The 12,652-nt window shown below is 50.4% G+C and carries 8 protein-coding genes and 1 tRNA gene; 4 read left to right on the plus strand and 5 right to left on the minus strand.

Annotation, left to right across the window (positions count from 1 at the left end; all coding sequences use genetic code 11):
* Positions 1-32: 32 nt before the first annotated feature.
* Positions 33-431 carry a hypothetical protein gene (locus RHM60_RS17410; protein WP_322212317.1) on the minus strand — a complete coding sequence of 133 codons (399 nt, stop codon included), beginning with the start codon at positions 429-431 and terminating at the stop codon, positions 33-35.
* 116 nt (positions 432-547) lie between these two features.
* Positions 548-1,162 (minus strand): hypothetical protein, encoded by a 615-nt coding sequence (locus tag RHM60_RS17415; protein WP_322212318.1) that lies wholly within the window; start codon positions 1,160-1,162, stop codon positions 548-550.
* A gap of 135 nt (positions 1,163-1,297) precedes the next feature.
* Between RHM60_RS17415 and RHM60_RS17420 the strand changes: the two genes are divergently transcribed.
* The 3 genes from RHM60_RS17420 (at position 1,298) to RHM60_RS17430 (ending at position 8,131) form a co-directional block, all read left to right on the plus strand.
* Positions 1,298-1,522: a helix-turn-helix transcriptional regulator gene (locus tag RHM60_RS17420; RefSeq protein WP_322214635.1), complete on the plus strand. Its 225-nt coding sequence runs from the start codon at positions 1,298-1,300 to the stop codon at positions 1,520-1,522.
* 1,352 nt (positions 1,523-2,874) lie between these two features.
* Positions 2,875-5,508 carry a hypothetical protein gene (locus RHM60_RS17425; protein ID WP_322212319.1) on the plus strand — a complete coding sequence of 878 codons (2,634 nt, stop codon included), beginning with the start codon at positions 2,875-2,877 and terminating at the stop codon, positions 5,506-5,508.
* A 7-nt stretch (positions 5,509-5,515) separates the two neighbouring features.
* On the plus strand, positions 5,516-8,131 hold the full coding sequence (locus RHM60_RS17430) for an adenosine deaminase (protein WP_322212320.1): 2,616 nt from the start codon (positions 5,516-5,518) through the stop codon (positions 8,129-8,131).
* Positions 8,132-9,617: 1,486 nt separating this feature from the next.
* Here the strand turns inward: RHM60_RS17430 and RHM60_RS17435 are convergent.
* Positions 9,618-10,238, minus strand: a complete 621-nt coding sequence (locus RHM60_RS17435; protein ID WP_322212321.1) for a helix-turn-helix domain-containing protein — start codon at positions 10,236-10,238, stop codon at positions 9,618-9,620.
* Positions 10,239-10,691: 453 nt separating this feature from the next.
* On the opposite strand from RHM60_RS17435, the gene RHM60_RS17440 reads away from it, so the two are divergent.
* The gene (locus RHM60_RS17440; RefSeq protein ID WP_322212322.1) at positions 10,692-11,228 is read left to right on the plus strand and encodes a hypothetical protein; all 537 of its coding nucleotides are present in this window, start codon (positions 10,692-10,694) and stop codon (positions 11,226-11,228) included.
* Here RHM60_RS17440 and RHM60_RS17445 read toward each other — a convergent pair whose 3' ends face one another.
* Positions 11,229-12,311 (minus strand): site-specific integrase, encoded by a 1,083-nt coding sequence (locus RHM60_RS17445; protein WP_322212323.1) that lies wholly within the window; start codon positions 12,309-12,311, stop codon positions 11,229-11,231. It lies immediately after the preceding gene.
* A 105-nt stretch (positions 12,312-12,416) separates the two neighbouring features.
* Positions 12,417-12,493 (minus strand) — tRNA-Arg (locus RHM60_RS17450).
* Positions 12,494-12,652 lie beyond the last annotated feature (159 nt).

Consider the following 12,652-nt stretch of genomic DNA (forward strand, 5'->3'; position numbering starts at 1 on the left):
AACAGCAGCAACTGCCATATAAGAGACGAAATCTAAGATGATTGGCCGTCTTTAATAAGCCTCAACTTACCCAGTTTTTGCAAACACTCACGCATATATGCGCCATCCCGCCTCATTTCAGCACGCAAGTCGTCTATCTCCTTGGGTGAAAGGGTAAACAGCGACCGGATTGGTGGCTCCTTACTCGTGCGTAGTTCATCCATCTTTTCCGGGTCAAATTGACCTCTAGCGAATTTCATTCCGTGAACCTCTACAAAATCAAAATTTGCATGGCACTCACGGCCCCAAGGGTCATGCACCCACAAATCACCATACCCGTCACGAATGACGTAGTACTTGCCGGGATCTTTTCGAACCTTAGGGGGAGCAACGCCGTGAAATTCTTGTGCCTCCGGATCGAAGCACCACGCAAACTGTATTCGTTCTAACATAAGGCCTGCTCACTGATCTAGGTCTGAAGCGTCTCGGTAACGTGTGGTACGAGCACTCTAGCGCTGAGCACAGCATCGGCTCTTCCGGTCATTTTTTCTGACGGAACTCTTAATTTTTAGCAATGGAAAAGTGCGTTGCACCGAGTACACCACTCTTGCGCTGCGCGCTGGCTCATTGGAAAACTTAAGGACGGATGGCTTGCATCAGCAACCTCCAAAACCAATGCGAAATCTTTGAATCGACGCGTGCGTTCGAAAGATGGAACGCTCATGCCTGTCACATTGACTACTCGGGCACTACCACCCATCTCCACTGTATCAACCTCTCGCCACTCACACCGCCAGCCTATTACCCATGAGAAGTCTCGGAGTTGATAGTCACCGGTATCGCTTTGGCATTGAGCGAGTTTCCGGCTGGAGTGGTCGAAGACGACAAATATCGGGCTTGGGTAGCCAAGCAGCTGAGTATTGTCAAAGTTCAAACCTTCTTTTTGGTTGACGGATACGACGAAGGCTTTTGCTCGTCTCTGCTGCCGTACCAAGTGCCATATGGCAAGGCAAAGAATTGAAAGGGCAACCAGGAAAAATTGAAATACGTTGACTGTACGGTTCTCGGTCGAAAGCAGCATGCCCATCAAGGACCCTATCGTCGCGAACCCCGAGAACCCAGCTGCGGGGATGGCGATACCACCAGCGATTCTGGTTCTGACTGTATTCAAAACGCTTTTCATAAATGTCTCCAATGTCACTTATAGGAGACATCGTAGGCTATGAATGTTCAATTGTCACTTATAGAGCGTGAACTCATAGGGCGTGGTCCGATAGTGGGGGTACTCATAGCATCCTCTCCTTTGTGAGAGAGAATGATGACGACTGACCCACGTACAGCCTTCGGCTTACGTCTGATTGAGATTAGGAAGGCGAAAGGTTGGTCCCAGGAGCGGCTAGCACTGGAAAGCGGCTTAGCACGTAGCTATCTCGGAGGCGTGGAGCGCGGTCAGCGCAATATCGCGTTGCTGAACATCTACAGGCTTGCAGAAGCGTTGGCGATCACACCAGGGTCATTGCTGGATCCTCCAGCGGCAAAGTGAACGAGCGATTTCAGCGCTAGTCTCCTCTAGTCAGCGAAGGAGGGTAGCGATGAAAACCCCATCTCGATCCATACGCTCAAACCGCCGTGGTCGCCCCAAAAGTGAAACCCTATTCACGCTCTACCAAATTCAGATCACAGGTTGGGAATTTGGATGGTCGTTCAGCCTGGTTCCATCTCAGGACGAATGGAAGAAGGCCGGGTATTTTGACGAGTTCTCTACCCTTACCCTCAAAGGGAGGGTCTGCATGCCTGAGCACTTCAAATACCCGGATGTTACTCTGGATCTGATGTCTGATTATAAGTTGAGGCAATCAGCGAGTCGGCCTAACGGCATAGGATCGATGTCTGCATGTGAAGGACAGCTACGCGGATTTATATGCATTCCATCGACTGGAATCGTGTCGTTACTTAGTATCGTAAATTCCCTCGCCAGCATCGAAATAATCGGTACTCCGCTGCGCTATAGAAAAGGGCTCATAAGTTCGATCAGCATAGGAACGATCTTGGAGTGACATCAGGCATTGGTCGTTTCGAGGTATCTTGGAGCCAAGGCCGCTCTGGGCGGCAATCCAGCACATGGCTGCAATGGGTTCCAGGTAAACGCGGGTTGGACGCATTGAAATCATAAGTTGTCCCCAAGGCCGCTGAGACTAATTTCTACCGAAATCAGTCTCAGCGGCCACATTCTTTGTGCTTGGTCGGGCCAGCACAAAGAATGTGTGAAATTTTATGGGGACAGGGAATCAAAGGGCTGCGTCCAAGGTAAAGTCAAGCCATCAGTGTGTAACCATAATGGTTGAAATATGGGAGCAGTGCGGCTACATATTGGTCGAGATCTTGGCAGGTATATGGGCACATAGCGGTGAGATGGGGGCAGCATTGCGTAGGCTATTCCGCATACTCAACGATCAGTTTTCACTGCTATACAAACCGGTTGAACCTCACGAGCTGCGCTTAGAAGGCAGCCTGGGAGAATGCGGCATATTTTTTTTTACAGGCGAAATTTTGATGGTGCCACAGTTGGTATGTCATTTCCTTCAAAACCTAGGCATTTATTGGTCCTCTGAATTGGGAGACCAAGAGTTTGTTGACATTGTCAGTAAATCCTAATATAGCAATAGGCCATCTCTAGGTCTGTGTTTCTCACCGCCTCGTTTTCCATTCTGCACCGACGGCCCCAGCAGATGAGCTAGGCGATATCAGCAATAAATGCACCTAGATGTTGACGTTGGCACAACCGTTTGATCCGGAGTGAATTTGCTAAAGACATCTAACCAGCATCCGCTACTCAAGCCGTGCGTCGTAAGCGCCATTTGCTGAAGACCCGATAGATTGATCAAGGACAGATCCATGAACGATAAGTGTGTAGTGATAGACCTTTCTGCCAACGAGGCGGGCGTGCTAGAAGACTCCGCGGAGCAGCTTCAGCATGGGGCATATCAAAAATTGAGGGGCGGGATCGAAAAGCAACTCAATAGCCTCGGAACGTTCTCCTACCGAGACATCAAAGATACGGATATAACTTACCAAAGAGTGCATAACGCGATCTTGATCGAAGGCAGCCGTGGCAGCGGAAAAACTACATTTCTACTAAAGTCAATGGAAAAACTCAAGCGAGACGAAGAGTTGCAGCTAAACGTGCTGAGGCTTATCGATCCTACTCTGATAGAAACGAAAGAAAATATCGTCGTTGTTATTCTTTCAGCGATTGAGACATCTCTCGCCCAAGTTCAAGGTGACGCTAGAGCGTTAGATGAAGCTCGTGAGGGTCTCGCGGAGGGGCTGGGACTTCTTGATGGGATTGGGGCTAGTTCAGTCTACGGATCTGAATGGGAGGATGCTAAATGGGTTATGAGCCAAGGCTTACGAAAAGCAAAAAAAGGACGAGATTTTGAGAAGAAGTTAGGCGTATACATAGAGTGCGCACTGGATTTTCTAAAAAAGAAAGCGTTCGTTCTGACTTTCGATGATGTAGATACGAACTTTGCTCATGGATACGTGATTTTAGAAACGGTTAGAAAGTATCTGACCCATCCAGGTTTGGTTATCATACTTTCAGGTGATATTGAGCTTTATGGCCGTCTGCTACGCAAAAATATTTACATGGCATTCGGCGAACAACTTTTAAAGTTCGATCCGGTGTTGATGGGCTTGAGTAATCAAAGAGTGGGAGAAGCTGTATTAGAGCTCGAAGAACAGTATCTTCTCAAGATTGCGCCACCTCAGAACCGAATTTCAATGGTGCCGTTGGGCGGCCTTAAGCAATATTCCGAGGGGGCGATTGAAGTTGTACTGGTAGGTGGCAATCTAAAATCGGTTACCAAGGTGGAAGTAAGGAGGTGGGCCAGTGAAAGTATTAGTGAGTTGATGCACGAGACGCCATACGTCTCCACTCACCCCTTCTTCAACATAGTCGCTATGGAACCGCTGCGGCTCGTTATCGGATATATGCGGGCGCTTGATGCTAAGGATGAAAGACGATATAGCGAGGTATTCACAGCCTTCTCGACTCGCTTACACGCTCAAGGAATTCCGGCCGATCTAATTTCTAAGGGCGATTTAGACAGCTCATTACGGGTAGTTCTTGAATGGATGAGCAAGCAAAAGGACGCACCTGACCTCGTAAGATTTGGCGTGTCCTCTGATGTCAGTCGCGCGATTGTCGTGCATTGCTTAGCATTGGCGCTGGCCCAGAAACTTAAAGGGCATGTGGGTAACGCTCTGAAAGCGCTCTTAGGTCTTGCCTTGCCCCTAGCGATGATGAGGCGGCCCGTGTTATTGGACGTAGGAGTTAGAAGTGCGCTATTTCGTTTTCTGTGGAGTCAATCAACTGTAACCGCATCAGAGTTAGCGGCGAGATTGGGAGCTGTTGATCGTAGTAATGAGCGAGCCAATAAGTTGCGAGGATCATCATTCGGTTCGGTAGGGCTAGCCAATAAAGTTGACTCCAGGTTTATGTTGCATGCTTGGTATGGAGTGAGCGAAGGGAAGCCTTACGTGAAAAACGTAATAGATTCGAAGGTTTTATCTGAGCACTCTAAGAGTTGGCTAAAGCCATTTGGTTCTGAGGCTCAAGATTTGCAGTTGCGCAATGGAACTGGTTGGCTCTTCATTGATGACTTAATAGAAGTTCGCTGTGGAAGACTTGGAGAGGTGCTTAGGCTTCCAGTAAGTAAGCGTTTTAATGAGCGCGGAGAAGTGATGCGTTCTATCTCGGCTCTTTCATTGTTTGGTGTTATATCGGATCTTCTGACAGCTGATGATATCGAGGAGTTAGACACATTTGGTCAGTTTGACGTAATTCCACCATTTGAGGATGTCGAAACAACTTCTAATACATCTGACAATGATCTTGATGAGGACGATGAGCTAGATGAAGGTGATGACGAGTCCGATACTAAAAATCAAGAAGCTTACGATATTTTCAAAGCAAGCATGAGGCGTTGGCATCACTATGCGCGTAGTCTTGAAATGAAAATGTCTCCCGCATTATTGGGTCGAATCGCTTTGCGGCTTCATGACGACCTGCTGAGTTTGGACGAGAAAGTAACGGCTAAGTGGCGGAGCGGGGAGATTTTGCATAGGCAGATAATTTGCATATTACATGGAGTTCTGGCAACTTCTTCATCGATGCAGGGGCGCAAGGAAACTTCTAAGACCTCTGATCAGGCGTTTGTTGATCTTTTAAGGCGATTTTTTGATGAGGATATGCCGGTGCTAGCTGCCGTATTATTATCCTGTCCGCTTGTATGGATGTTTCTGAACCCTATAGGGTTGGGTTGTAAGCACACGCTTTTCGATGCCGCGACTAACGCACTAAAACGTATGGCGACAGATAGTCACACCCCAGAAGCCTATCTCACCGGATTTGAAAATGAATCTATAGAAGTCTTGATCGGTCCTACTCGCGGAAGTTCTTATAAGATTGAGATTGTGAGTTTTTATGCGCTGCTGAACGTTGTGCCGCGTTATGCCGCCAAGTAACTCAAGCTTGTATCACTCTACTGAGTCAGAACTCTTCCAAGCTTGGGAAATAGTGACTTATGCAAAGGCTGTATTTCTAAACGTCGACTTATTACGTTCAATGGAAGATATGGTCCGAGAAGGTTGCGATACCCATGTCGCTTGCCTCTACGAAGAGGGCCTCACACGGGTCCAGGCCGAAAGTTGGCTAAAAAGTTTTAACCAGGGCCGCTTCATGCAAATGAGCCGACTGAATCCTCAGGTGACGGATGACGTACTGGAAAAGCGCCTGATGAGAACCGTCCGGGAGCTCTCGTTGGGCGACGCTCACGTTCAATTGCCACCTTTGCTTAGTCGCCTAGCTGAGATGTTTTTGTGTGAAGGAAGCGATGGCTCCATCCGTGTCCGAACGCGCCTGTTAGAGCCTTGGCAAGCCCTCATTCTCGTTGTGCCGCCTTTGTTGGTCACCTCAGCCTGGATCGCTAAGCAGTTGAAATGGTCTGGACATAGCCCGTTTGACTATCAAGACCGAAAGGGCGCGATCTTCCGTTTTCAGCGTTGGCTTAGCGATTCGACGTTGCCGCTTGATGACGACCCGTTTCTCGATCACCTATGCCGGACGCAGGGCTTGGATGAAACTCACTTGCATCTGAATGGTACAACCGAGGCGGAAAAAGTATGGTGCGATGCGTTAGTTAGCCCGCAGAAAGTAGTAGGTGGGCTGACTTATAAAACACTCGAGCGTGAATTTGGTCTGCATGTGGCAATAGGCAATGGTGTTGATCGTTTATTGCGGCAGGAGGACTACGAACTTCAACCGACCACATTGATGCTACGTGTTGAAGTTGCGGCGACGCTAAAGGCTCTACTGTTACGCTGTGCGGTTGAGGGGGCGGCGACGCAAGGTATACAGGAAATAGTGATGTCAGCACAAGGCGCTCTTAGCAAGGCGCGGGAGATGTGTCTACCACACTCTACTCGACGATTGGGAACGGTTGTGACCGAGGCTTGGCAGTTGGTCACATTGCTCACGAGCTTTAATAATCGTACCTTGTCCGACCATCTGGGTTACGTATTCTGGCATTACGCACTTATCCGAGCTCAGTTTTGCAGACTATTGGTGCAACAAGCGCAGCATAAAGGTTTTGACCAGTTTCAATATATAACTCTTAATGAGTTACGGGAAGCTACGGAGCAGGACTACGCCGAACGCTTCCGACAGATTGAGCGCGGTCATCAGCAGGTTGTGGACTTTCTAGAAGGCCGCTTTGCCCCGAAAAATCATCCAGACAAGACTGCGGCGCTGATTGGTAAGATCTTGCGCGGCTATTTAAAGTTTCTGAGTGAAGATGAAGATGGTCAAGTATCGTCTGAGCAAGGCTCGTCGCAATATGGCTCTTTGTCTGACTTGATAGAGCGGGTACAGGAGCTTGAAAGGGGTCGATCTGAAGTTCCTCAATCGATCCGACGCTTGCGACTAGGGCTGGTACCGCACTTTATAAAGCAGACGACATACAGCGAGCGAGTCTCTTTTTTTTCAAACAATGATGTCCGTCCATTTTGCCGCGATGTTCGACTACGCCGTGAGACCGATCATAGTGCACGGGCGCTAATAGCATTGCTCCAGCGAACGCGAGGCCTAGAAGGCCTAATCCGTGGAATCGATGCTGCTAGCAATGAGCGGCATGCTGGGCCGGAGGTGTTCGCCCCGGTGTTTCGGCGGATGCGTGCCGCCGGCATTCGCCGTTTCACATATCACGTAGGAGAGGATTTTGCGCATTTGGCTTCTGGCTTACGGGCTATAAGCGAAGCGGTGATGTATCTCGGCCTAGATGCAGGATGCCGAATTGGTCATGGTACCGCGGCGGGCGTGAGCCCGAAAAAGTGGTGGGGCTCGGTGCAAGGTTACGTGGTGTTGCCATTGGAAGAGCGCCTTGATGACCTTGTGTTCGCTTGGGATACCATGGTCAATGCTCGGATTCACATAGAAAGCATAACCCTGATTGAGGCTGAGATCCGTTCGCTGACCATGAGGATCTGGCAGAACCCGACTCTCACTCCGGATGTTCTCTCCATGGCTTGGAAACTGCGAACTTTAGATCCTTTAGCAAAGGAGACCGGTAGCAGTGACGTAGATCCGAATCGTCGAAATGAAGCACTGCGTTATGCAGAGGCTCGTGATCGGCATCCGGAGGCTCATGCCCAATTTTTGCTGAGGCATGGGATTGGCGCAACAACGCAACAATTGCAGCGGTGTCAGGAAGAAATCGTTGTTTTCAGAAAGGATGACGTTCTAAGCCCCAAAGTATTACGTGGCCTGCAGCAGGCGATACTTAAGCGTCTTGCGGACTGCACCATTGCAATCGAAACTCTTCCTACCAGTAACGTACGTATCAGTATTCATGAGGGGTATGACGAACATCATGCAAGTAACTGGCTGGGTTTAGGTAAGCATCCGATGAAGAGCTCTGTTGCAATAGTGATCGGCTCCGATAATCCCGGTATCTTCGCAACCGGTTTGCGCCAAGAATATGCACATCTCCTAAGGGTATTGCGAGGCCGCGCTAAGGATCTAGGTGACCCCTTACTATCGGAGGCACTGATACAGCGAATGTGTACTGATGCGAAAAGATTTCGTTTTTGATTCTTCATGGAATTACGGAGTGTGCTCAATAATCAAGGTCAACTGAAATCCGTAATGGGATATTTTTCGGCAGCGTCGGCGTACAAACATGGCGCTGGGTAAATAGGTGGATAATCCAATTGCGGTAGTTTTGACTCTATCTGTTTCACCACGGTTCTATGAGTTGTAGTGCGTGCGCTAACCTACGATGACTTGTTAATTGCCGAACTGGTTTCGTCGCTTCGGTACTTATGGGCGTCAAGCCACCAGGGCCGCTTTGGGCGGCTGTCCCATAAGTACGCCTTGTCTTAGCTGACACATGACCTAACCCACGGCTAACGCTATCTCCGTCACTGAAAGTCTTCATATCAGCCGCCCACTGATGCCGAAAACAGTACGCAGTGACGGGCTGCTTGTGCTGTGGCCATAGGTCTTTGGCTAAGCGTCGTACCTCAACGGTAAAATTCACTGCACTTTCAATTTTGACTTCTTGCACGGGCACCTCTTCGCTAGAGTATGCGAATTTGCATATTTCTCGAATAAGGGGGTGAGGATCGTCCACGCTGTATTTAATGATGCGGCCCGGCTGTCCTTGGCCGGCTTTTACCTTGGCACCCCGAATACAAAACGCAATAAATTCTTCACCGGTCGTTGGATGAGCTTCTCTGCATACGGCTATTCCGTAACAGAGCTCCGCAGGGCGGCAGCCTGTCAAAGCGGCGACGAGTATTGGTAAGGCATATTTGCCATGGTTGGCACGCTGATACAGGTCATGCCGCCAACAGGATGGCAATCCCCGGAGAGCTTTGCGTTTACTGCTACGCTTGCGTCTTGGAGAGATGAAGCCAATGTCACGTGCTTCGCGTAACTGTTCCAATTGCCTCAAATGCAATGTTAATTGGTGCATCAAACGCTCGGATTGGGTTGCATCAGCTGTCTCAGTCAGGCGGGCCATCAGCATTTCATGATGTTGGAGTAGAGCGTATTGAACCGCCGCTAGCCGCTTGTAGAAGGTGCTACGAGACTCCGTTGCTTGTAGTGCCTCGGACAATCCGCCGGGTGCCTCGAACGACCGTCTTATCAAGGTCGTAGCCAGTCTCAGGTACTCGTCAGTCGTCCTTTTTTGAGGTCCTTCGCGTGTCTCTGATCCTGTACGCAGGCCTGTTGCAAATGTCCGACATCGGTTGGCCAATTGATATAGGGGGATCGGTGGGCTGAATATCATTGCTTCGCTCCTTCCACTGGAAATTATCTAGCTGGGCATTTGTTACGCTTAGGCATAACTGTTAACTGGTGGGGCTGAGTTTTTGACAGCGAGGTCGCATGCCGACGGTACGCGCACGAGCTACCGACATCTCGTTTTCAGTCGTGCCGTGCCTTATGGTTTTTTCTCTTCTTGTATGGGTGACCCTGTGTCACCTCAAACCGTGTTTTACGTGCCACACAGTCAGCCAAAACGATGCCTTGCATGCCACCCAGTCAGGTGACTGTCAGTCCTGTGTATAACTCACTCTTTCATTCGGTTGCGCTCATGTATTGCGCTTCGGATGGATAGCAACTTGTTGTAGATGTCTGGATTACTCTCAGCCAAATGGTCCAGATCGGCTTGGTTGATTTGGAAGCCTATGTTGGTCTGGTTCTCGATGATTTGTAGGTGTTCGATATGAATGCTGTGGCCTTGAGTTTCCTTGCTGAGCAGCATGCGCTTTAGCTCTTCCACTGCGTTTTTGATCTGTGTTGGTCGATACTCCCATTGCGCGTGACCACGATGCCTGCCCTGGGAGTCGCTAATCACAATTTTTTCCTTCAGATGATACTGGTTGTACTTTCGAGAACGTGACTTGCAGATATAGCCTTGGTCCTCAAGCGATTTGATCTTACGCATTACCTGACGCTCACTGATCCCCGCTTTCTTCGCGATGGTCTGGACTGAGGGAATTGATAAACCTGTTCTGAGATCACAGTGGGATTTGATGACGCAGTAGACCGCAAAGGCATCTGGCCCAAGCTTTGCGAGCTCGTGATCCACCATGGCCTGGAAAATGTGAAACCAATGGGTATTAGACTTCAGTTGATCCTCTGGGCCTTGTCGATCACTGGTATCAACCGATATCTCAAGATTGCTCATTTTCGCCCCTCCACCTGAGCCTTTTTGGTCGGGCGTCCGACAGTGCGCCGATCAGTTACTTGGGGTGGAGGCGAACCTCGTGCAGATGTGGCCACCGCCCCATGACGCATCCACTGCCTCAAGTCACCCAGCCTCCATCTCAAGCGAGAGAGACCAGGAACGGGCTCAAGCCCTGGCAGTTTTCGTTGGCGTACTGTCACCAAGCTGAACCCGGTTAGCGCTGCTACCTCCGCGACACCAATGAGAACGTCATCTCCAAGTTTCTGGATTTTCAGGATTGTTTCGTAATCTACTGTCATCTTGGTTCCGCTCGATTACTCTGGAATGACTCCAGTTTTCGCTAATCAAGCTCGCAGTCACTAGGACAGCTTTTTGGTAAAGGGGGGCATTCGTTTGATGATACCGAGGACCCAGCGTCAGCTACTTCTACCCGACCTCCCACAAGACGATGCCTTGGATCTTGTAGCCGCTGAATTGGACAGGCATAGGCAATCGGGCCGTAAGAGCTTTTTGGTTCGGGCTTCTGTGGACCAGATAGATTATTTTTTCAGGGCGGTATTGCGTGCGTCGGGCCTGACGAAGGTGGGGCTTGAGCAGAAACTGACTGATTGGCAGATTTATGGCTTCAAAGACGCTGATGGGAGAACAGTACGGCGTTACATCAGCGGTCAAACACAAATGGCGTGGTCGACCTATCAGAGGATGCTTCTGTGGGCTTTCAACGAAGGTTGGCTTCGAGCGCACATCTTCGAGTTTCTAATTTTGCAGTCATTTTACAGAGAGGCAGCCCAGCTTGCAGTGCGGGCGATAGCGGAGAAAACCAGAAGACAAAAAACGGTTATTACCCTGACGCAAGAGGATTTGCTTAGCGCTTTTGACGAGGCTTATAGGTCGCAGGAAGGCGAGAGGCTTGCCGCGGCGGTGAAGCGCGCGGCATCAGATAGTAAGTTTAAAGGAGATGCTATCGAACTGGGTTTTGAGTTCGACTAATCATGCTAGTTTGGCCGCTAGCTCCTCAGCTGTGATGTTGTAATAACGCTTCAGCATGTTCACCTCTCGATGTCCCGTCACGCTAGCAAGCTCGATCAAATTCGGTAGCTTGGTCGCAAGCCGACAGGTCGCTTCGTGCCGCAGGTCGTGGAAGCGCAGATTGATTAGGAAGTCTTCCTGAGGCATTACCCGCGCCACTTCGCAATCTCCCAAGTATTTCAGCCTGGCTCGCTCCATGCCTCGCCCAAAGGCCTTCTTGAGCGCCTCAGCGGTTGTGGGGAAGACTCGCCCGCACAGCGAGCGCGGCAAATTCTTTAGCAACTGAATAGCTTTCGGTGAAAGCGGAACGGTTCTGGGCAGACCGTTTTTGGTCGCGGGAAGATGGGCGGTTCTACGATCCAGATTCACATGCTTCCAGCGGAGCTCAAAAATTTCGCCACGGCGCATGGCTGTCTCAATCGCCAGTTGGACGATGGGCCGTATCCATGGATTGTGTGAGGCGTCGGCATAGGTGCCGTCAGCACGGCGCTCACGAAGCTCCAGGGCGTTTAGGATGTATTCCTCTTCAATTGGGTCGAGCCGCCGCGAGCGTTCGTCGTTGTAGCTGGGACGGCTGACCATCCTGACGGGGTTCTCGGCAAGATGAATTCCCCACTCGCGGCGAGCAACCTCGATCACACACTGAAACAATGCGAGTTCGCGCTTAACCGTGTTGCCCTTGCGGATCTTCAGGCGTTCATCACGATAGCGGGCAAAATCGGAGGAGGTGAGGGTGGCGACGATGCGTGTCGCCAGCGGGTGGCGCTTGAGCGCTTCCAGACGTTTGATTTCCGAATACGCACCTTTGTGCTTCGGAGCAATCTCAGAGATATAGCGATCAATAAGTTGATGAAAGGCGGTGCGTTCAGCCTCGGCGCGAGAGACAAAAATACCCCGGTCGATTTCGCTTTCGATCATGCGTGCCCAGGCTTGGGCATCGGATTTGGTTTCGAAGGTTTTGCGCTGGGCCGGATAGCCCTTACGGCGGATTTGCGCTTCCCACTGATACTCGCCGCGATTCCTAATTGTTGCCATTTCGACCATTCCCGCCACGTTCAAGTGTGGCAAATTTGTGGCAAAAACGACTTTCAGGACTAGGACAGGTTTCTGTCAGGAGCGCTATCCCCTTGTAATACAAGGGAAAGAAGATGGTGCACCCGGCGGGATTCGAACCCACGACCCCTGCCTTCGGAGGGCAGTACTCTATCCAGCTGAGCTACGGATGCTTGTGCGGGCGCCATCATACCCATGTCGACCTTGGGCGTCCATGCTGGGTTTGGCCGCTGGATCGTAGGAAACCCTCCCGCCAGGGCTCTGCGGCGGGGGCCGGTGGTCGATGGGGTGGAACGCTGTTCTCACACGCTGATCAGACTCACCGGACACGC

The organism is Pseudomonas sp. MH9.3 (assembly GCF_034354675.1).
In the GTDB taxonomy this organism is placed as follows: domain Bacteria; phylum Pseudomonadota; class Gammaproteobacteria; order Pseudomonadales; family Pseudomonadaceae; genus Aquipseudomonas.